Source organism: Streptomyces sp. AC1-42W, assembly GCF_003248355.1.
Taxonomy (GTDB): Bacteria; Actinomycetota; Actinomycetes; order Streptomycetales; family Streptomycetaceae; genus Streptomyces.
In genome coordinates, this window is the sequence record NZ_QKWY01000001.1 from 914,523 (window position 1) to 934,635 (window position 20,113).

Sequence of the window (20,113 nt, forward strand, 5' to 3'; positions counted from 1 at the left end):
CGGTCCGGGTCCGACCTGCGTCCCCGCGTCGGTCCGCGTCCGAACCGCTTCTGATCCGTACGTACGACGGAGCCCCCGTGCAGCGATGCGCGGGGGCTCCCGTATGTCCGGCGTCCGTTCCGGCGGCGGCGTCCGGGCTCAGGCGTGGGCCGGGGCCTCGACCTCGCGGTGCGTACGCCGCAGAAAGCGGACCAGCGGGGCGCAGTCGAACTGGACGACGTCGACACCGGCGGTGTCGTGCCGCTCCACGACCACCTGGACCCGGCCGCAGGGCCATATCCGCCAGCCGTCCTGCTCGACGGGGTAGCGCAGCCCTCGTTCCAGGAGTTCCCGGTCGACGGCCCACTCGGTGCCGCCGGGGTAGGCGAGGCGCACGGTCGCCGGTTCGTCCGCGCTGTCGAACCGCAGCTCGACGGGGATGACGGGCAGGTCGCGGGCGTCGGTGACGAGCCGGGCTCGGGCATGGTCATGGATCACGGGGGACATGGACCGACTCTCCTCCTACTTATAAAACTTTGTTATCTAATGTCCCACATTTTACGTAAAGGGCATTGTGGGGCTCTTTCGCAGATGGCCCACACACGCTCTTGCGAGTAGTTCGCAACAAGCCCCTATCATTGAGAGGTTCATGACCGATCCGGCGCACCCGGCGCAGCGACGCGAGAACGCAGGAAGCGGAGCCTCTTCATGCATGTACCCGACGGATTCATCAACGCACCTGTCTCGGCCGTCACAGGCGTCGTCGCCGCCGGTGCCGTGGCCGTCAGTCTCAAGGGGGCCCGGCGGGAACTGGGGGGCACCTCCCGTTCGAGCGGAGCCGAGAATGGGGGAGAGCGCACCGCGCCGCTGGCCGGGCTCGTCGCCGCGTTCATCTTCGCCGTGCAGATGCTGAACTTCCCCGTCGCGGCCGGCACCAGCGGCCATCTGCTCGGCGGGGCGCTGGCCGCGATCCTCGTCGGGCCCTACACCGGGGTGCTCTGCATATCCGTGGTCCTGCTGATGCAGGGCATCCTCTTCGCGGACGGCGGGCTCACCGCGCTCGGCGTCAACATCCTCGACATGGGCGTCGTCACCGTCGTCGTCGCGTACGCCCTCTTCCGCGGCCTGCTCGGCGTGCTGCCGCGCACCCGCCGCTCGGTGACCGCCGCCTCCTTCGTCGCCGCGCTGGTCTCCGTACCGGCCGCCGCCTGCGCGTTCACCCTGCTGTACTGGATCGGCGGCACCACGGACATCCCCATCGGCAAGGTCTTCACGGCCATGGGCGGCGTACACGTCCTCATCGGCATCGGCGAGGCCCTGATCACCGCGCTCACCGTCGGCGCCGTCGTCGCCGTCCGCCCCGACCTGGTGCACGGCGCGCGCAACCTCGCCGCCCCGCTCAAGCTCCGCGTGGACGGCGAACTGATCGACGCCCCCGCCCCGGCCGCCGCCCCCGAGCCCGCCCCCGCCGCCCACCGCCCGACGCGCGGCCTGTGGATCACCGGCCTGGTCACCGCCCTCGTGCTGGCCGGCTTCGTCTCCTTCTACGCCTCCGCCAACCCGGACGGCCTGGAGAAGGTCGCCGCCGACCAAGGCATCGACAAGGAGGCCAAGGACCACGCGGCCAAGGACTCCCCGCTCGCCGACTACGGCGTCAAGGACGTCTCCAACGCCCGGATCTCCGGCGGCCTCGCCGGGATCATCGGCGTCGGCGCCACCCTCGTCGCGGGCAGCGGCGCCTTCTACGTGGTCTCCCGCCGACGACGTACGAAGGACGACGCCGCCGGCGACCGCACCGACGAGAAGGTCTGACATGGGCGCCGGCCACGCGCACAAGCTCTACCGGCACGGGCACTCGCCCGTTCACGAGCTGCCACCGCACTGCAAGCTCGCCGCCGTCTTCTGCTTCGTCGTGGTCGTCGTCTCCACCCCGCGCGAGGCCGTGTGGGCGTTCGGGCTGTACGCCCTGCTCATCGCGGGCGTCACCGCGCTCGCCCGCATCCCGGCCGGCTTCCTGCTCAAGCGGCTGCTCATCGAGGTGCCGTTCGTCGCGTTCGCCGTGCTCATGCCGTTCGTGGTGCCCGGCGAGCAGACGCACGTCCTCGGCCTCTCCGTCAGCGTCCCCGGCCTCTGGGGCGCCTGGAACGTCCTGGCCAAGGGCACGCTCGGAGTCGCCGCCTCCGTGCTCCTGGCCTCCACCACCGAACTGCGCGCACTGCTGCTCGGCCTCCAGCGGCTCAGACTCCCGCCGCTGCTCGTCCAGATCGCCTCCTTCATGATCCGCTACGGGGACGTCGTCACCGACGAGATGCGCCGCATGTCCATCGCCCGCCGCTCCCGCGGCTTCGAGGCCCGGGGCGTACGCCACTGGGGCGTCCTCGCCAAATCGGCCGGGGCCCTGTTCATCCGCTCCTACGAACGCGGCGAACGCGTCCACCTCGCCATGGTCAGCCGGGGCTACACCGGCTCCATGCCCGTCATCGACGAGGTGACCGCGTCCCGCACCCAGTGGGCGTACGCCGCCGCCCTCCCGGTGCTCGCCCTCGCCGTGTGTCTGGTGGGATGGACCGTATGAGCCCCGAGGACCGGATGAGCCCCGACCCCGCCCCCGTACCGCCCTCCCTGGAGGTCAGCGGCCTCGCCTACGCGTACCCCGACGGCCACCAGGCCCTCTTCGGCGTCGACCTGACCGTGGCGCGCGGCGAGCGCGTCGCGCTGCTCGGCCCGAACGGCGCCGGCAAGACGACCCTGGTCCTCCACCTCAACGGCATCCTGGAGGCGGGCGCCGGCTCCGTGCGCGTCGCCGGGCTGCCCGTGGACAAACGGAACATGGCGGAGATCCGCCGCCGCGTCGGCATCGTCTTCCAGGACCCCGACGACCAGCTCTTCATGCCCACCGTCCGCGAGGACGTCGCCTTCGGGCCCGCCGCCGCGGGACTGCGCGGCGAGGAACTGGAGGAGCGGGTCATGGCCGCGCTGCGCCAGGTCGGCATGGAGGAGTACGCCGGCCGGCCGCCGCACCACCTCTCCTTCGGCCAGCGCCGCCGCGTCGCCGTCGCCACCGTCCTCGCCATGCGGCCCGAGATCCTCGTCCTGGACGAGCCGTCCTCCAACCTCGACCCGGCGTCCCGGCGCGAACTCGCCGACATCCTGCGCTCCCTGGACGTCACCGTCCTCATGGTCACGCACGACCTGCCGTACGCGCTCGAACTGTGCGGCCGCGCCGTCATCCTCAGCGACGGCGTCATCGCCGCCGACGACCGTACCCAGGACCTCCTGTGCGACGCGGCCCTGATGCGCGCCCACCGCCTGGAACTGCCCTTCGGCTTCGACCCGCGCTCCGTGACGGTCAACTCGGGATGACCCTGGGCCCCGCCCCACCCGCACCGCCGTGCACCATGGGGGGATGAGCGGGAGCGCAGCAACAGGCGTGGACGTACGGGGCACGGCGGCGCCCGGATTCGAAACGGTCCGGGACGCCTTCGTCCGCAACTTCGAACAGCGCGGGGACCGGGGAGCGGCGGTCACCGTCTACCGGCACGGGCGCAAGGTCGTCGACCTGTGGGCCGGCACCAGAGACGTGGACGGCACCGAACCCTGGGCCGTGGACACCGTCCAGATCGTCCGCTCCGCCGGAAAGGGCATCGCCGCCGCCGTCCCCCTGCTGCTGCACCAGCGCGGCCAGATCGACCTGCACGCCCCGGTCTCCACGTACTGGCCCGAGTTCAAGGCGAACGGCAAGGAACGCGTCCTCGTCCGCCACCTCCTCACCCACCGGGCCGGCGTCCCGGCCCTCGACCGGCCGCTCACCCCCGAGGAGGCCGCCGACGGGACGAGCGGGGCGCACGCCGTCGCCGCCCAGTCCCCGGCCTGGGAACCCGGCACCGCGCACGGCTACCACGCCCAGACCTACAGCTGGCTCATCGGCGAACTCGTACGGCGCGTCACCGGGCGCACCGTCGGCCGCTGGGTCGCCGAGGAGATCGCCCGCCCGCTCGGCCTCGACTTCTGGTTCGGCATCCCCGCCGACGAGGCCCACCGCATCGGCCGCATCGGCCCCGTCGAGGCGCCCGTCGCCGAGAACACCGGGGCGCTGCGGCTGCGCCCCAAACGGTCGGTGGCCGAGGCGTACCGCGACCCGGACTCGCTGACCCGGCGGGCGTTCGGCGCGATCGACCCGCTGCCCGACGAGAACGACGCCGGCTACCGGGCCGCCGAACTCCCCGCGTCCAACGGCACCGCCACCGCGCGCGGCCTGGCCCGCTGCTACGCCGCGATGATCGGCCCGGTGGACGGCCACCGGCTGTTCGCCCCGGCCACCCTGACGCTCGCCCGCACCGAGGAGTCGGCCGGGCCGGACCGGGTCCTCGTCGTCTCCACCCGGTTCGGGCTCGGCTACATGCTCCACGGCCCGGCGAGCCCGCTGCTCGCGCCCGGCTCCTTCGGGCATCCGGGCCGGGGCGGCTCCCTCGGCTTCGCCGACCCGGAGTCCGGGATCGCCTTCGGATACGTCACCAACGGCCTCCAGAAGGGCGTCACCGCCGATCCCCGGGCACAGGCACTCGTCCGGGCGGTACGGTCGGCGCTATGACTCCTGCGCGCTTCGACGGATACGGCGTCCTCATCACCGGCGCGGGCCGGGCCCGTGCTTCGGCGGCCGACCGTTGACGCCGTGCGACCTCGGCAGTCGTATCACACGGTCGGAGCGGGCCCGGCCAACCAACTCGACAGGCAGGTCGCGCGGGACCCAGGCCAGGCGGGTGACGTCGTAGCCGGTATCGCTGACGATCACGATGTGCGGGTTCCCGGCCTGCCACTGGCCTGCGGCGATGAGCCGCTCGACGACGCCCCGCAGCTGGGCGGCGGTGCCCGCGGTCGCGTCGTCCGCCGGGCCGAGCCGTGCCCACGACGATGCTCGGGCAACAGTGTCAAGTCCACCGGTGACTCAACCGCACCGTCGGCACTCTCCCCGGAAGCGTGACGCTTCCGCGAACGCCTTCCTTCGGATTGCATCAGGCAGCCACCTGGCAACGGGTGCAAGGCCGGTCATCGACGGCCTGTCTTCGCGTGCGCTGTCCGAGATCAGCCGCCTTGATCACATCCGCAACTATCTGCAGCCAGGCGATGTCAGCACAGCTGTGGGCCTGTGGAAGAACTATGTCCACCAGCCCGAGCGGGATCTGTGGCACGACTACGAGTGGGGCAACGTGCACTGGTGCCGCTGCGGCAACCCCTCGAATCCCGAGACCTCCTCGACACCGTGATGCAGGCCCTATCGCCCCGAAGCGCCCGTGAGCTGCGGAGGGTTGTCAGCCGTTCAGACGCCGTCCGGGACCGCCCATCCCCGCCCTATGACGTGGACGGTGGACAAAGAACAAGCTGAGCCGCCCCGGGCGGGCTGCGAGGACGCCTATCACTCACTCGGTAGCCATGTGTGCCCGGTCTGCTACTTTCCGTGCATGACTTTCGAATCGACACGCCGTCAGGCGCTCCGGGTCGTACTCGGTGGCCTCGCCTTGTCCTGCCTCGCGGGCCACGGACCATCCGCAACCGCCGCGCCCGGTCGCAAGCTGGGCCGTACGGAGTACCAGGCCCGCTACCGTGAACTGTTCAGGGCCTGCGGCAAGGACCCGGACAAGAAGGTGATTGTCGGACAGCGGCTGCTCGACGACTACGACCGCGACGCCCGCGTCTACCATGTGCCCGACCGCAACGCCGTGACGCGAATGCAGACCGCTCTCGTACGCCAGTGCCATGCCCGCCGGGTCCTGCTCGGCCCGTGACCGCCAAGCGCCGAGTGCTCACCTCCGGAAGTGGCTGGGGTAGTCGTTGGCATCCGCCTTGCGCCGCAGCTCGTTGTCATCGGGGTGCAGGCTCAAGGACCGTTTGATCAGGACATCCTCGGTCTCCACCCTGTCCGGATCCGGCAGACAGCTCTCCACCGGGCACACGGCCTGGCACGCGAGTTGGTCGTAGAAGCCCACACACTCCGAGCAGGCGGCGGGGTCGATCACGTAGATCTCGTCGCCCTCGCTGATTGCCTCGTTCGGGCATTCGGGTTCACAGGCCCCACAGTTGATGCAGTCTTCGGTGATCTTGATGGCCATCGCGGCTCACTCCCGTCTCCGAGTGTCGGTCCGATGATCAACGAGCGTCCGGCCGGGCAGTGCCGGGCAGCGCGTGAATCAGTGGTCCGCCGGTCCGTGGAACCGGCGGACCGTCACCTTTGCCGACCACCGAGTCGTCGGCGCCGGAATGGGAACGGGACGTGCCGGCCCCACGGCACGGAGCGATCCGGACGCCGGGCATCGGCTTCCGGACAGGCCATCGTCTTCGGACGGACAGATCCTGCCCCGCACCCTTACAACGGAGATTCCGCACCCAGCAGGAAGGTTTCGTCATGGAGCTCGGAACGATAGGTGTCTGGAGTCTGGCGTTCACCCACGGGGACCGTGCCGAGGCGCGGGATGCCGCGGCCGAGTTGGAGGAGCTCGGATACGGTGCCATCTGGCTCGGCGGCAGTCCCGGAGGAAATCCCCGCGGGGACCTGACCACTGCGGCCGGGGTCCTGGCCGCGACCAACCGCATCGCTGTCACAACGGCGTGTGTATCCATCTGGGAGAGATCCCCGAACAGGCTGGCCGCCACCTACCACGCGCTCCCGAGGCACCGGCGGAACCGGTTGCTGATCGGCCTCGGCGTCAGCCACGCCGACTTCGTCGGCCACTACCACGATCCCTATCACGCCCTGCGTTCCTACCTGGATGAATTGGACACGACTGCTCCTCCTCTGCCGTCGACGGCACGGATCATCGGTGCGCACGGCCCACAGATGACCAGGCTGGCCGCTACCAGATCGACGGGTGTGCACCCCTACCTCGTCGACCCGGCCCACACCGCGTGGGCCAGGTCGATACTGGGTGATGGCCCCACGCTGGCAGTGGAGCAGACCGTCATTCCGCACGCCGGCGCCGAAACGGCCCGCGCCAGGGCCAGGGCGATGCTCGCCCCCTACCTCAAGCTGCGCAACTACCGCTCGGCATGGCTACGCGGGGGATTCACCGCCGAGGATCTGTCCCTCGGCGGGAGCGACCGGATGATCGATGCCCTGTTCGCCTGGGGAACTCCGGACAGGATCGTGGCCCGGCTCACCGAGCACCGCCAGGCCGGTGCCGACCATGTCGCTGTTCAGGTGGTCACGGACACCCCGGATGTCTTCACCCGCCAGGCATGGCGGGACCTCGCCCCGGAACTGGTCACCACGTAGGCGGGGTCCGGCGCGCGGATGACGACGGTCGGCACAGTGGGCACTGGCCATCGGCGAGAACTACGGGCACCCGCTCAAGAACGGGCCACTGCCGTCCCCTTCGACCATATCCCGGCCGGTTCGCACAGAGGTTTCGGACAGAACCGGTACGAACGTGAATGTGTGTGTTCGTGTGCTGGGTAGCGCGGAGGCATGACACAAACGCAGCCCTCGGGTCCTGCCGGCAGTGAGCTTGGATCCCTTCGTGTGAAGTCCATCAGCTTGGTGGATCCCAGGAGCGGGCGCGAGCGCCTGATCGCGGCGGCTGCGGACGAGGCTCAGGCCGATGCCGCTGTCGCTGTCGCGCGGGCTGCCGCTGGAAGCTGGTTCTCGCTGACGACAGGGGAACGGTCCCGCAGACTCCTGCGTCTCGCCGGTGCTGTGGAGGATGCGGCGGAGGAGTATGTGAGGGCCGAGCAGGCCGGCACGGGGAAGCCGGCTGTTGAGGCACGGGGGGAGGTGGAGCAGTGTGTCGACCTCATCCGCTTCTACGCGGGGGCCGTTCGAGCAGATCTCACTCCTGGTAGTGGTGCGCGTCTGCCTGGGCGGGAGAGCTGGGTGCGCTGGGAGCCGCTTGGTGTCGTCGCTGTCGTCGTTCCGTGGAATTATCCGCTGCTGATGGCCACGTGGCGTTTCGCGCCCGCTGTCGCGGCCGGGAACACGGTGCTTCTCAAACCGGCGGAGACTACGCCGGACAGTGCTTGGCTGCTCGCGAGGCATGCCGAGGAGACGCTCGGCGCCGGAGTGGTGCAGGTTCTTCCGGGTGATCGGGTGACAGGGCGTCTGGTGGTCGCCCATCCTGGAGTGGACGGTGTCGCGTTCACGGGCAGCCGGGCCGGTGGCCTTGACGTGCTGCGGCGTGCGGGACTGCGCCGGGTCAGTCTGGAGCTCGGCGGGAACTGTCCGGCACTGGTCCTTCCTGACGCGCCTGGTCACACCTACGAGCGCCTTGTCGCGGCGGCCACCTACAACGCCGGGCAGAGCTGTGCTTCTCCGGCACGGGTCATTACTCTTCGTGACTCCTACGCGCGGACCGTTGAAGGTCTCGCCGAGGCGATGAGTGCGAGGCGGGCCGGAGCGGACTTCGGGCCGTTGAACAACGCGGACCAGGCGGCCCGTTTCGACGGGATTATCGGTTCCAGCGCCGCCGGTGTGAGGATCGGCGGGGATATGGCTGTCGCCTCCGGGGAGAGGAACGGCTACTGGCGGTCGGGGATGGTCCTGGCGGATGTGCCGGAGGACGATCCGGCGGTGACGGAGGAGGTGTTCGGGCCTGTGCTCACGGTGCAGGCGGTTGATTCCATGGAGGAAATGGTCCGGGTGGCCAACGGCGTTCCTCATGCCCTGGCCGCGAGTGTGTGGGGCGAGGCTTCCTCGTCGGTACTGCGGCTGGCTCGTGCCCTGGACGCGGGCGAGGTCTGGGTGAACTGCCATCTGGAGCAGACGGCCGAACTGCCGCACGGCGGGCGCAAGGAGTCGGGCCACGGTACGGACATGAGCGTTCTGTCCCTGACGGAGTACCAGAGGCCGAAGTCCATCACGGTGAATGTGGAGCCGTGAGTCGTGAGCGGGAACCGTTCGTCCCCGGACAGCGGCTCAGGCCCCGGCGGTTTCAGTCCTCCGCTGTGTCGAAGGTGACGCGGGCGGACAGCGATGCGATCAGGGCGTCGAGGTCTTCGGGCTTGTCGGTGCCGGCTACGAGGACCGCCGGACGGGTGTAGGAGTCCGTGGCTTCCGGCACGATGTCGCCGACGGCGTACTGGAGGTGGGAGGCGATGACGGAGGGATGTGTGGTGGCTTCGTCCCAGCCGTGTACTGCGCGCAGCCGTCCGGGTGCGGCCGCGAGGAGGAACCGAGCGCAGGCGGCTCCGGCGAATGGGGGCAACGGCCGTGCGGGGCGGCCGAGCAGGTCGTCCAGCAGTGTGCCGTAGAGGCTGAAGCCGGGCCTGGTGCGTTCGACGAGGGCGTGGATGTAGTCGCCGCCGCCGCGGTCGTGCAGTTCGCCGAGGACGATGCCGAAACCGGTGACCCAGAACTCGACGTGGAAGATGCCGTGTGTGATGCCGACGGTGGTCAGGGCCTGTGCGACGGCGACGCGTGCTTCCGCGTCGGTGACGTTGTCGAGTCCTGATGGCATTCGGTGGCTGGTCTCCACGAATCCGTCGCCCTTGCCCTTTCGGGTCAGTGCGAGGACTTGTGGCCGGCCGCCGATCATCACGCCCTCGGCGGAGTACTCGTCGCCGTCGACGTATGTCTCCACCAGGAAGGAACGGGGCTTGCCCAGGGGGCCCATGGCGGCGGGCAGGTGGTCGAACTTGGCCACGGCGCCGGCGAGGTCCGCGGCTTTGTCGACGACGGTCACACCGATGCCGGCCAGCCCGTCGCGGGGCTTGACGACCCATGGTCCGTCGCCGGTCTCGCGCAGGAACCGTTCGGCTTGGGTCAGGTTGTGGCACTCGGCCGTCAGCGGTTGCGGGAAGCCTGCCCGCCGCAGGTGATCGCGGCAGACGTCCTTGCGGCGGATGCGGAGCACCGCCTGGGGGTCGTTGCCCGCGAGGCCCAGGTCGTGGGCCGTCCACGCGGCAGGCAGTACGGACAGTTCCCTGATGGTGGCCACTGCGGCGATGTGATCCCGGTGCTTCGCCGCCCAGACGCGGCAGGCGCCTACGTCGTGTACGTCGAGGGGAACCGTGTGGTCCATACGGGGCTGGTCGTCCCCGCCGGCTGTCAGGTTGGCCTGGGTGTCGGCCCCCCACACCTGGAGTCCGCGCTGCCGGGCCTGGTCGGTCAGCCGGTGGATCTGGTCCCGGCCCCAGGGGGTGTTCGCTGTGCAGCCCAGAACGAGCAGCGCTTGCGGCATGCCGTTGTCCTTCCCTCCCTGTCACGGTTCGAACGCGCCGCAGCGCGTTCCCCGTGCGTACGGTAGCGCCGGCTGGCCGGCCGGTGCGGTCCGGACGGGCCGGGCCGCACCGGCGGCACGCTGGAATCAGCCGGACGGCGGTTTACTCACGGCGCACGTGTGACAGGGACAGTGCGGGCATCCCACGTCGTGCAGATACTCGGGGAGACGGGATTTGGTGTCGCACAGCAGGCAGTGAAGGTTGCCCACTTCGCTGAGTACTTCCTCGTAGGCGACGACGGCCATGCGTGTGTCCGAATCGACCGGCATATGGGGTGCGCCCATGGCCAGGATGACGTGGTCGGTGATCGCGCCGACGGCATGGGTGACCGAGCCTTCGACGAGGTAGATCTCACCGGCTCCGGTGGGGTAGACACGACCGTTGTACGTGATGGTGCCCTGCCCGCCGAGCACGACGAGCAGGTGGTGCCCGGGATGGGTGTGGGGCGGGAAGCTCGCGCCGGCGGGCAGCCGGATCACATCCGCGCCGACGGTCCCGTTGCTGACCAGGCCGAGTCCGGTGGAATCGGCGCCGTGCATGGATACCGGCCGCTCACCGTGCGGTATGTGCAGACGGGTGGAGTCCGCACCGATATCCGCCTCGGCCCAGCGGACGATGGCCAGGTGTTCCTGGCCGGGCCTGTCGATGGTGGTCACGAGGCGTCGGCCTCCCGGTCGGTGAAGTAGTCCGAGTTGATCCGCGTGAACTGTTCCCACTCCGGTGGGACTTCCGATTCCGGGTAGATGGCGTCGACGGGACACACCGTCAGGCACAGGTCGCAGTCGACGCACCGCTGCGGGTCTATATAGAACTGGCGTTCCTGGCCGCCGCCCTCGATGCAGTCGACGGGGCACACATCGACGCACGCACCGTCTTTGATATCGACGCAGGGCTGAGTGATCACATACGTCATACGGGTTCTCCTGGTGTGTCGGCGGACGACTCGTCCTCGGGTGGCGTGTTGGACGCCCCGGACTCCTGTGCGCGGGTCTCGTCCGCCGTGACCGGGAGATCCGGGCAGACGGGCCCGCGCAGACGGCTGCCGGTGCGCAGGTCGAAGGTGGCCCCGTGCCAGGGGCAGACCAGCAGCGTTCCGGTGACCGCGGCCTCGGCCAGGGGGGCTCCGCGGTGCGGGCAACGTGCGGGTATCCGTACGGCCCCGCCGGCCAAGCGCACAACGAGGGTCGCGTCGCCGGCCGGTGTGCGGGTGCGGATGGTGTCGGTCATCGCGTCCTCCGGTCAGGGCGTCAGGTCGGTGACCTTCCGGGCCCACTTGACGTCGAAAGTCAGGTTCCTGCGGTAAGTGGCGTCGGCGATCCCCTTGGCCCACTGCGCGTAGCGATGGCCGATGACCATGTCCTGGGGCCGGAAGCGGTTCTCCGGGCTGTACACGCACCGGTTCAGACGCACGTCGGCCAGCCCGTTCCAGTCGTTGCCGCCGTGCCGGACGGTGACGGGCAACCGGCAGGCCAGCCGGATACCCGCCGCGCTGTGCCCGCCGTGGTTGGCGTCCTCTGCGACGGCGATGTCGGGAAGATTGAATCCCTGCGGCGCGAAGCGCATGACAGGCGCGTAGTTCTGCGCCTTCTTGACCGCGTTGTAGCGCATCCTCTGGGCGATGATGTTGTACATGCCGACACGGCCGGCCGTGACGCCGAAAGCGGCCGGGTCGTATCCCTCGCGGAACCCCGTGTAGCAGAACAGGTCGGTGAACTCCATGGTCCACGGCTCGTCCAGCCGGGTGCCCAGCGGAGCGGTGAAGACGGCGATGTCGACAGGCAGGTCGTCCGTGTTCGCCGCCCAGTGCGCGCACTCCTGTATGACACGGGTCGGGGTACTTCCGGCCTCCAGGACACGTTCCAGGAAGGTGTCCCAGTCCTTCCCCGTACCCCCGCGCGCGGGCGGTTCCGCCCCCGTGCGCGCGTACAAGTGCTCGCACAGGCTCTCGGGCAGGGACTGCTCGCGCCGGTAGATACCGCGGGGGAGGAGAAACTCACGGCGTTCCCAGTTGCTGCCGTCGAAATGCAGGCAGCGCTCGTACCTCTGCTCGGTCCGCAGCCGCAGCGCGCCGAGGTTCCGCGCGTACCGCACCAGGTCGCCGTCCTCGAGGCCGGAACGGATCTCCCCGGCGAGTCCGTTTCCGTAGGCCGCGCCCTTGCGGGTCATGAAGAGCGCCAGGGCGGGGAAGGAGACGAGGCTCTGGTTCGTCTCCTGGAGTACGAACCCTGCCTCGTGCCAGCAGCGCAGCAGCGTCATCAGCGCCAGCGTGCTCTCGGGCCACGCGGCCACCTGCTCCTTCGCACAGTCGGCTACCGACGCGGCGACACCGCGATTGTCCAGCAGCGCACCGTCCACCAGCAGCCGTACCCGCTCCACACTGGTGACACGGCGTCCCAGCACGGCGAGCAGTTCGGCGCGTTCACCATCGGGCAGGCTGTCCCAGGAGCGTCGGGCCGCCTCCTCCAGCCGGCCCACGGTGACGCGCCGCCCGTGCCACAGGACGTCACGTCGGTGGAGCGCCGGAACCAGGGGTGCCGCGTCGCGGACCGCGAAGGCCAGGGCGTCGACATCCGTGGTCTCCGCCTCGGTGACCACCGCCGCACCATTCGGCAGCCCCATCTCCCGGGCGAGAGCGGGCATCGTGCCCGGGTCCGGCTCCCGTTCCATGACTCCCAGCCACCGGGTCATCCGCCGCAGGGCCCGGCCGACGCCGTCCTCCTGCCCGAGCGCACGGCAGAACATGTACCACCAGACCAGCGATGCCTCCCCGTGGGGAACCTTGAACCAGTACCACAGCCGCTGGAAGTGGGCGAAGTCGGCGGCGGGAATTCCCTCCGCCTCAAGATCCAGTGACCCTCGTCCGTACCGGATACGGTCGGCGGCCCGCTCGTCCCCCTCCGGCTTCCAGCGGCCGGCGGCCATGAGGCCGAGGGCGATGACCACATCGTCCTGGCCGGAGATCATGTCGAGCCGGCGACGGAGCTCCTTCTCCACGGCCGCCGTATCAGCATCGTCCTTCTCGGTGAATCCCGGATGTAATCGCAGTTCCATGAACATGCGTGAGCCCTTCGCGGGTCGCAGGCGCGGGAAATCGGTGTGTGTCGAACCTGCACGTACCGATGAATGAAGAATGGTTTCGGTGACTGCACCCGTATGCAGAAATCCGACGCGCCGCAGCAGCGTAGAAGCAGAGAGGGAGCCGGTCAACGACGCCTCCCGCCGGTAGATAGAAATTCCGGACAGGAGCCGGGAGCGAACCGTTACCGAATCCGTACGGTTCCCCGCCGCTTCGATCCTTCCCTTCGGCGAAGTCCAGCAGGAGTTCCAGCCATTCTCGCGAAGGGATCTCGGCCGTTCCCGGTGATCCGAAACGCCCGAAGAACCTTCACGTTCCAGCCGTCCCGGTCTTGTCGATGCCTCGCGCCGGCCGTCCGTCACCACAACAGCCACACCAGGCCACAGACATGGACCCCAGCACCAATGGGAACGGTTCCATCTCGCCAATCTCCTCCCCGCCGGCTCGGACCGAAATAAGGCTGTTGATTCCGGAACCACTCCGGTTCCTGGATTTTCCCCCCTGGTTGCTGGATTCTGTTACCGAAGATGATTCCTGGAACAGGAAGGGTGAGGTGGAGCTGTGCGCAAGGGCACGATTCTCGTTCTGGGGGTGGCTGGGATGCCCTCCTGGGGACGCGACCAACTCGGCCGGTTGAGCGAACAGGCGAAGCGACGCGACCTGCGACTGGTGGGTGCCGACTACGGGGCCAACCTGGCAAAGGCCACTCCACAGGAACACGCCGTGCTCGACGAAACGGTGGAACTGGACATCAGAAACCCGGAAGCATGCCGCGCTTGGGCGGCGGGGCGGAAAGGGTTCGACGCGGTGATCACCATCGCGGAACTCTCCGTACTTCCCGCAGCGGCCATTTCCCATCAACTCGGCCTGCCGGGCAACGACCCGGAGGCCGTCCGCCGCATCCGGTACAAGGACCGCTGCCGGCAACTGCTGCGCGAAGCCGGATTCCCCCAGCCCGAGTCGGCCGTATGCCACAGTCTGGCCGATGCTCGCCGCTTCGTCTCGGCGACGGCGCCCGGCCCCTGGGTACTCAAGCCCCGCGACGGCCTGGCCAGCATCGGAGTCCGCCTGGTCGCAGACCCGAAGGACCTGCCGGCAGCCGTCGCCCAGGCATCCCGGACATCATTCAAAGGGCCCTCCTCCGCGCCCGCAACGGCTTCTGCCCCGCCGGCCCGGGCGACCGACGAGATGCTCCGGAACACTCCCCCCTTCCTGATCGAAACCCATGTGGACGGAGCCGAGTACTCCGCCGAGGGCGTATTCGTCCAAGGGGTCCCCCGGGTACTGGGGCTGACACGCAAGGAAGTGACCACCGGCTTCATCTCCACCAGCCAGCGAATGCCCTCCGGGCTGACCGAAGCATCGACGGAGGACGCCCGGAGCACAGTCGAGCGGGCCCTGAACGCAACCGGCATCACACGCGGCGCGTTCCATGTCGAGCTGTGGCTCACCAGGACAGGGGTGGTCCTGGGCGAGTTCCACATCCGCACCGGGGGTGACTTCATCCACGCACTCGTGGAACACACCAGGCCGGGCCTCGAGTTCTACGGCACGCATCTCGACGACCTGCTCGACAACACCCCGGCGCCGACGCCACCCATGACCCGGGCGGCACGGGTTCAGTTCCTCTTCCCTCCGCCCGGCACTCTGCGGGCCGTGCACGGATGGGACAAGCTCACCAACCACCCGGCCGTACTCAACGCGGACCTGATGGTCGCCCCAGGAGACACCATTCCGTCCATCCCGGACTCCTTCACCCGGTCGGGCGTCCTCGTCGTCGGCGCGGACACAACCAACGACGCTGACGCGCTGACCGAGGAGCTGACAGAACAAGTGGTCTTCGAGATGCGATGAACCCTGAAGCGCTCAGCCCGGTTGCTGACACGAATGCTGCACCGACCGCGAACGGTGAGGAACAGCGGGCCGCCGGCGCGGAGTTCAGCGAGAAGCCCGTGACCGGCGGGGCCGGGCAGACGGTGCGGGGAGCCCTCGGAAAGGCGGGCGCAGACAGTTGGTGATCGCGGAGTCGTCCATGAGCCGTACCCCGGTGCACGGGGCGAACAGCCCGCAGGGTCACGGTCCGTGTGTCCTGTACGGTGCCACTGTGCCGGAGCGTGCGAGAATTTTCACTCTGTCCGAAACAGTCGCCAGGGCATTGGCCGACACGTCGGTACTGCGCGGCCGGGTCCGCCGATTCGTCGAAGTCACAGGTCTCGTGCTGCCGCCAGGGGGCTTGTTCGTCGCACGGCTGTCGGACGAGGCGCTACGGCGGCTGGGGACGGGGGCGGCGCAGGTGGGCGGGGACCGTCGGCGGGACCAGGCCTTCGGGGACGAGGACGCGCGGGGAGCGGGGCGTCCCCGCGTCGACTTCGCTGCGGCGCACTCACGGTTCAGCCGGCTGGGAGACACATGGCCGCCTGCCGCGTGCTTGGGATTGTTGCGGACGCCGGCCGACTCCGCGCGTCCGCTCGCGTACTACCACGATCTGGAACGCGGCGACGACCTGTGCTACGCGTTCGGCCGGCTGGTCGGCTCGGCGAGGAACCCGTGACGCGGCAGACATTCCTGGCCGGCCCCGAGGAGTGCACGATCGCCTTCCGCGAAGAGGATGACACCGGCGGTACGGGCATCGGCGCTGGAGGCTGTGCTTCTGCACCTGGGCCTGGCCCCGACCGTTCAGTTCTTCTCGCCCGAGGACGAGCTCCGGGAGTCGGACTGGCCGCCTCTCGACTGAAGAGGCAGCGTAGAGGGATACGTGGCTGTGGACGGCGGTTCGGGTGTTGGTCCCCGTGAGGGTGTCCACGGTCCGGCGAGCCCGCTGCTCGCACCGGGTTCCTTCGGGCATCCGGGCCGGGGCGGCTCCCTCGGCTTCGCCGACCCGGAGTCCGGGATCGCCTTCGGATACGTCACCAACGGCCTCCAGAAGGGCGTCACCGCCGATCCCCGGGCACAGGCACTCGTCCGGGCGGTACGGTCGGCGCTATGACTCCTGCGCGCTTCGACGGATACGGCGTCCTCATCACCGGCGCGGGCCGGGGCATCGGCGCCGCCACCGCCCGCCTGCTGGCCGCCGAGGGCGCCCGCGTCCTCGTCACCGACCTGGACACCGGCCGGGCCGGGGCCGTGGCGGCGGAGATCCGGTCGGACGGGGGCACGGCCGAGGCACTGGCCTGCGACGTGGCGGACCGGGCGGCGATCGAGGCGGCCGTCGCCCACGCCGTCGAGGCGTTCGGCGGGCTCGACGTCCTCGTCAACAACGCGTACGCCTGCACTCAGGACAGCGTCCTCTTCGAGGACGAGCCCGACGAGACCTGGCAGCGCGACCTGGACATCACGCTGGGCGGCGCCTACCGCTGCTCGCGCGCCGCGATGCCGCACCTTGCCGCATCGGGCCGGGGCGCGATCGTGTCCATCGGCTCCGTCAACGGCACCCAGGACTTCGGCAACCACGCCTACAGCGCGGCGAAGGCGGGCCTGGCCAGCCTCACCCGCACCCTCGCCGGCCACGCCGGACCGCGCGGCGTCCGCGCCAACCTCGTCGTCCCCGGCACGATCCGCACCGACGCCTGGGCGGGCCGCGACGCCGAACTGGGCCGGATCAGCGCGCTGTACCCGCTGGGCCGGGTCGGCGAACCGGAGGACATCGCGAAGGCGGTCGTGTTCCTGGCGTCGTCGGACGCGGAGTGGATCACGGGCACGTCACTGTGCGTGGACGGCGGCCTGACAGCGGTGAACGTGGGCTTCCGGACCGCGATCGAGGGCTGAGCCCCTTCGCGAGCGGGCCGCGAACGCTGCTCCCCGCTTCGTGCAAGTACGGGGTGAGACCGCCGCCCGGCGGTCTCGGACAGGAGTCTCAATGACGAAGTCAAGCCGCTTGCGTGACCGGTGGGGCGGAGGTGAAGACCCGTCCGTCACGCAGCAGGGCCCACAACACGCCGGCTCGTCGGCGGGCCAGGGCGATGACGGCCTGGACGTGTTTGCAGCCCTCGCCGCGCTTCTTGAGGTAGAAGTCCCGGTTCGGGCCTTCGCGGATGATGCTGGTCTGCGCGGACATGTAGAACACCCTGCGCAGGCGGCGGCTGTAGCGCTTGGGCCGGTGCAGGTTGCCGGTGCGGCGGCCGGAGTCGCGCGGGACGGGCACCAGTCCGGCCGCCGAGGCGAGGTGCCCGGCGTCGGCGTAGGCCGACAGGTCGCCGGCCGCGACGACGAACTCGGCCCCGAGTATCGGCCCCATGCCGGGCAGCGACTCGATGATCTCCGCCTGCGGATGGCTGCGGAACGTCTCGCGGATCTGCTTGTCGATCCGCTTCAGCCGGTCGTCCAGGGCCAGGATCTGTGCCGCCAGGTCGGCCACGATCTGCGCGGCGACATCCTCGCCGGGCAGCGCGGTCTGCTGGGCCCGGGCAGCTTCCAGCGCGGTCGCGGCGACCGCGTCGGCACCGCGCACGCTGCGGTTGGCCAGCCAGGCCGTCAGCCTCGCCCTGCCGCGGCGGCGGATCGCGGCAGGGGTCTGGTAACCCGTCAGCAGGACCAGCGCCCCCTTCTGCGAGCTGTAGTCGAAGGCCCGCTCCAGCGCGGGAAAGACGCCGGTCAGCACGTCGCGCAGACGGTTGATCATCCTTACCCGGTCGGCCACGAGGTCGGAACGGTGGGCGGTCGGCAAGGCGAGGTCGGCAGCGAGCTGGGCGGGCACGTCGATGACGGCGAAGTCGTTGCGGTGACGGGCGGTCTCGGCGATGACGTAGGCGTCGCGGGCGTCGGTCTTCGCCTCGCCCCGGTAGGCGCCCGACATGCGGTTGACCGTGCGTCCGGGCACATAGACGGCCTTCTGGCCGTGCGCCGCGAGCAGGGCCAGCAGCAGCGCGGAGGACGTCCCGGAGATATCCACCGCCCAACGGATCTGGTCCGCCAAGTCGAGGATCTCGCCCATGGCGGTCAGGATCGCCGACTCGTCGTTGTCGATCTTCTTCGACCAGAGCGTCGCGCCGGTCTCATCGACCACCGCCGCCCAGTGGTGGCCCTTCCCGGCATCGACACCGGCCCAGACCTGAGCCTTCCGCTTGCTCACTTGCCCCTCCTCGTTCCGCGCGGCATGCCGTCGGCCCGAGGAACACCCCGCTGTCATCTCCGTAATCAGCGACCGCACGAAGCGCGCACATCTCAATCAGCAGCCAGGGCGCCCCGAAGGACCGGGCGGCCACTCCTGGCAAGCCACTGAAGGCAAGACCCCATAAGCCACACCCGGCCCTCCCGGGCCACCTAACAACTTACGGAGCCCCCCATGGACCCGGACGAGGATCTGCTCGCTCGCTCCGCGCGGGAGCCCACCGCCTTCGAACCGCTCGTCGCCCGGCACACGACGGCCCTGCACGGCTACCTCGTACGCCGCGCCCCCGACGCCGCCGACGACCTGCTCTCCGAGGTATGGCTCCAGGCGTACGCCCACCGGGCCACGTTCGACGCGGCGCGCGGCTCCGCACGCGGCTGGCTGTTCGGCGTCGCCCGCAACGTGCTGTCGCGCCACCGGCAGAGCGCGGCCCGCGCCGCCGCCCGCGCCGAACCGCGGCCCGACGCCACGACGGCCGACCCCTGGCAGGCGGTCGACCGGCGGCTGGACGCCGCGTCGGTGGCACCGGAGCTGCGCCGCAGGCTCGCCGAACTCCCCCCGACCGAGCGCGAACTGCTGCTGCTCGTCGCCTGGGAGCAGCTGACTCCCGCCGAGGCGGCCGCCGCCGTCGGCATCCCCGCCGGAACCGCCCGTTCCCGCCTGCACCGGGCGCGCGCCCGGCTGCGCGACGGACTGACCGGCCCCGCCCGTACGACCCTGACGGGAGACTTCGCATGACCCACGAGAACCCGCCCACGGACCTGCTCGACTTCCCCGGCGGCGCAGCCCTGGCCCGCGCCGGCCGCACCGAACCGCCCGCCCCGGAGGCCGCGGCCCGCGCCCGCTCCCTGGTCCTCGCCGCCATCGCGGCCGACGCGGCGGCCCCCGCCCCGGCCCCCGCGCGCCGCTTCGCCCGCCGCCGGGTCTTCGCCCTCGCGGCGGCGGTCGCGGCCGTCGCGACAGGGGCGGCGGTGCTCCCGGTCGTCGGCTTCGGCGACGACGGCCCGGCCGCCACCGCGTCGGCGTCCGAGGTCTTCACGACGATGGCCGACCACACGACCACCGGAGCGGGTGCGGGCACCAGGTACTGGAAGACCGAGGTGCGGAGTTGGGCGGAGGGGCGGAAGGCGCGGACCGACACCCGCTATCTCAGCCGGGACGGGGTCGTCGTGAAGACCCAGGACGGCCGGACCCTCACCAAGGAGAACCCCGGGGGCACCTCGTGGCCCGTGGGCAAGGGGACGGTCGACTGGGACGGCCTCGGCACCCTGCCGACCGACCCCGACGCCCTGCGCGGGACCCTGTCCGCCGGTGCCCGGGGCGCCGACGCCGCGGCCGAACAGACGGTTCGGCAGGCCGGCCGGCTGCTGACGGACGCCCCGGTCTCCCCGGAGGTGCGGGCCGCGCTCTTCCGCGTCCTGGCGCAGACCCCCGGCGCCACGGTCACCGAGGGCGTGAAGGACGCAGTCGGCCGCTCCGGTACCCGGATCTCGTGGAAGTGGGCCGCCCGGCCCACCGAGAGCAACAAGCGGGAATGGGGCTGGTCCCCGACCACGTACAAGAACGACAAGGGCGGCTGGAAGATCGAAGCCACCGCGGCCCTGCGCGAGAACTGGATCGTCTCGCCCACGGACGGCCGCCTCCTGGAAGTCGGCCACGACCCGGACGACCGCCCCGGCCACGTCGTCCAGCGCGAAACGTACCTGAACGCGGGCCCGGCGAAGACAACCCACTGAGCAAGCCCC

General features: G+C 70.3%; 20 protein-coding genes and 2 pseudogenes. 13 read left to right on the forward strand and 9 right to left on the reverse strand.

The window, feature by feature from the left end:
• Window positions 1-138 precede the first annotated feature (138 nt).
• Window positions 139-486 (reverse strand): SsgA family sporulation/cell division regulator, encoded by a 348-nt coding sequence (locus DNK56_RS04145; protein ID WP_111330530.1) that lies wholly within the window; start codon window positions 484-486, stop codon window positions 139-141.
• Window positions 487-687: 201 nt separating this feature from the next.
• Here DNK56_RS04145 and DNK56_RS04150 point away from each other — a divergent pair, with 201 nt between their 5' ends.
• The 4 genes from DNK56_RS04150 to DNK56_RS04165 all read left to right on the forward strand — a co-directional run bounded on the left by DNK56_RS04150 (window position 688) and on the right by DNK56_RS04165 (window position 4,570).
• Window positions 688-1,791, forward strand: coding sequence for an energy-coupling factor ABC transporter permease (locus tag DNK56_RS04150; protein ID WP_111330532.1), 1,104 nt, complete (start codon window positions 688-690; stop codon window positions 1,789-1,791).
• 1 nt (window position 1,792) lies between these two features.
• Entirely contained in the window at window positions 1,793-2,554 is a 762-nt protein-coding gene (gene cbiQ, locus DNK56_RS04155; RefSeq protein ID WP_111330534.1) for a cobalt ECF transporter T component CbiQ, read from the forward strand.
• A gap of 14 nt (window positions 2,555-2,568) precedes the next feature.
• Window positions 2,569-3,342, forward strand: a complete 774-nt coding sequence (locus tag DNK56_RS04160; RefSeq protein WP_111335452.1) for an energy-coupling factor ABC transporter ATP-binding protein — start codon at window positions 2,569-2,571, stop codon at window positions 3,340-3,342.
• Between the two features lie 67 nt (window positions 3,343-3,409).
• Complete coding sequence (locus tag DNK56_RS04165; protein ID WP_111330536.1) at window positions 3,410-4,570, forward strand: serine hydrolase domain-containing protein; 1,161 nt, start codon at window positions 3,410-3,412, stop codon at window positions 4,568-4,570.
• A gap of 51 nt (window positions 4,571-4,621) precedes the next feature.
• Here the strand turns inward: DNK56_RS04165 and DNK56_RS04170 are convergent.
• A pseudogene (locus DNK56_RS04170) lies at window positions 4,622-4,894 on the reverse strand (transposase); the annotation flags it as partial.
• A 25-nt stretch (window positions 4,895-4,919) separates the two neighbouring features.
• On the opposite strand from DNK56_RS04170, the gene DNK56_RS04175 reads away from it, so the two are divergent.
• Both DNK56_RS04175 and DNK56_RS04180 read left to right on the forward strand, forming a co-directional pair.
• Window positions 4,920-5,243 (forward strand): hypothetical protein, encoded by a 324-nt coding sequence (locus DNK56_RS04175; RefSeq protein ID WP_199563885.1) that lies wholly within the window; start codon window positions 4,920-4,922, stop codon window positions 5,241-5,243.
• A 195-nt stretch (window positions 5,244-5,438) separates the two neighbouring features.
• The gene (locus DNK56_RS04180) at window positions 5,439-5,762 is read left to right on the forward strand and encodes a hypothetical protein (protein WP_111415649.1); all 324 of its coding nucleotides are present in this window, start codon (window positions 5,439-5,441) and stop codon (window positions 5,760-5,762) included.
• 18 nt (window positions 5,763-5,780) lie between these two features.
• Here DNK56_RS04180 and DNK56_RS04185 read toward each other — a convergent pair whose 3' ends face one another.
• On the reverse strand, window positions 5,781-6,086 hold the full coding sequence (locus DNK56_RS04185; protein ID WP_111330540.1) for a YfhL family 4Fe-4S dicluster ferredoxin: 306 nt from the start codon (window positions 6,084-6,086) through the stop codon (window positions 5,781-5,783).
• Window positions 6,087-6,379: 293 nt separating this feature from the next.
• Here DNK56_RS04185 and DNK56_RS04190 point away from each other — a divergent pair, with 293 nt between their 5' ends.
• Together DNK56_RS04190 and DNK56_RS04195 are read left to right on the forward strand one after the other, a co-directional pair.
• Window positions 6,380-7,246, forward strand: a complete 867-nt coding sequence (locus DNK56_RS04190) for a TIGR03620 family F420-dependent LLM class oxidoreductase (protein WP_111330542.1) — start codon at window positions 6,380-6,382, stop codon at window positions 7,244-7,246.
• Window positions 7,247-7,492: 246 nt separating this feature from the next.
• A complete protein-coding gene (locus DNK56_RS04195) occupies window positions 7,493-8,845 on the forward strand; it encodes an aldehyde dehydrogenase family protein (protein ID WP_241989755.1) in 1,353 nt (450 codons plus the stop codon).
• A gap of 52 nt (window positions 8,846-8,897) precedes the next feature.
• Here DNK56_RS04195 and DNK56_RS04200 read toward each other — a convergent pair whose 3' ends face one another.
• The 5 genes from DNK56_RS04200 to DNK56_RS04220 form a co-directional block, all read right to left on the reverse strand.
• Window positions 8,898-10,145 (reverse strand): ATP-grasp domain-containing protein, encoded by a 1,248-nt coding sequence (locus DNK56_RS04200; protein ID WP_111330546.1) that lies wholly within the window; start codon window positions 10,143-10,145, stop codon window positions 8,898-8,900.
• A 126-nt stretch (window positions 10,146-10,271) separates the two neighbouring features.
• Complete coding sequence (locus DNK56_RS04205) at window positions 10,272-10,841, reverse strand: cupin domain-containing protein (protein ID WP_241989756.1); 570 nt, start codon at window positions 10,839-10,841, stop codon at window positions 10,272-10,274.
• Window positions 10,838-11,098, reverse strand: a complete 261-nt coding sequence (locus tag DNK56_RS04210) for an indolepyruvate ferredoxin oxidoreductase subunit alpha (RefSeq protein WP_111330548.1) — start codon at window positions 11,096-11,098, stop codon at window positions 10,838-10,840. The genes DNK56_RS04205 and DNK56_RS04210 overlap by 4 nt, the downstream gene beginning before the upstream one ends.
• Entirely contained in the window at window positions 11,095-11,412 is a 318-nt protein-coding gene (locus DNK56_RS04215; protein ID WP_111330550.1) for a Rieske 2Fe-2S domain-containing protein, read from the reverse strand. Before DNK56_RS04215 ends, DNK56_RS04210 begins: the two co-directional genes overlap by 4 nt.
• A 12-nt stretch (window positions 11,413-11,424) precedes the next feature.
• Window positions 11,425-13,236, reverse strand: coding sequence for a hypothetical protein (locus DNK56_RS04220; RefSeq protein ID WP_146610529.1), 1,812 nt, complete (start codon window positions 13,234-13,236; stop codon window positions 11,425-11,427).
• 625 nt (window positions 13,237-13,861) lie between these two features.
• On the opposite strand from DNK56_RS04220, the gene DNK56_RS04225 reads away from it, so the two are divergent.
• The 3 genes and pseudogenes from DNK56_RS04225 to DNK56_RS04240 all read left to right on the forward strand — a co-directional run bounded on the left by DNK56_RS04225 (window position 13,862) and on the right by DNK56_RS04240 (window position 17,026).
• Window positions 13,862-15,115, forward strand: coding sequence for an ATP-grasp domain-containing protein (locus DNK56_RS04225; protein WP_146610528.1), 1,254 nt, complete (start codon window positions 13,862-13,864; stop codon window positions 15,113-15,115).
• Between the two features lie 943 nt (window positions 15,116-16,058).
• Window positions 16,059-16,247 (forward strand): annotated as a pseudogene (locus DNK56_RS04235) (serine hydrolase); the annotation flags it as partial.
• Window positions 16,244-17,026, forward strand: a complete 783-nt coding sequence (locus DNK56_RS04240; protein WP_111330558.1) for an SDR family NAD(P)-dependent oxidoreductase — start codon at window positions 16,244-16,246, stop codon at window positions 17,024-17,026. The pseudogene DNK56_RS04235 and the gene DNK56_RS04240, both read left to right, overlap by 4 nt.
• Before the next feature lie 100 nt (window positions 17,027-17,126).
• On the opposite strand, the gene DNK56_RS04245 is transcribed toward DNK56_RS04240, so the two are convergent.
• Window positions 17,127-18,329 (reverse strand): IS110 family transposase, encoded by a 1,203-nt coding sequence (locus tag DNK56_RS04245; RefSeq protein ID WP_111330560.1) that lies wholly within the window; start codon window positions 18,327-18,329, stop codon window positions 17,127-17,129.
• 213 nt (window positions 18,330-18,542) lie between these two features.
• On the opposite strand from DNK56_RS04245, the gene DNK56_RS04250 reads away from it, so the two are divergent.
• Window positions 18,543-19,106: an RNA polymerase sigma factor gene (locus DNK56_RS04250; protein ID WP_111330562.1), complete on the forward strand. Its 564-nt coding sequence runs from the start codon at window positions 18,543-18,545 to the stop codon at window positions 19,104-19,106.
• Complete coding sequence (locus DNK56_RS04255) at window positions 19,103-20,104, forward strand: hypothetical protein (protein ID WP_111330564.1); 1,002 nt, start codon at window positions 19,103-19,105, stop codon at window positions 20,102-20,104. Before DNK56_RS04250 ends, DNK56_RS04255 begins: the two co-directional genes overlap by 4 nt.
• Window positions 20,105-20,113: the final 9 nt, after the last annotated feature.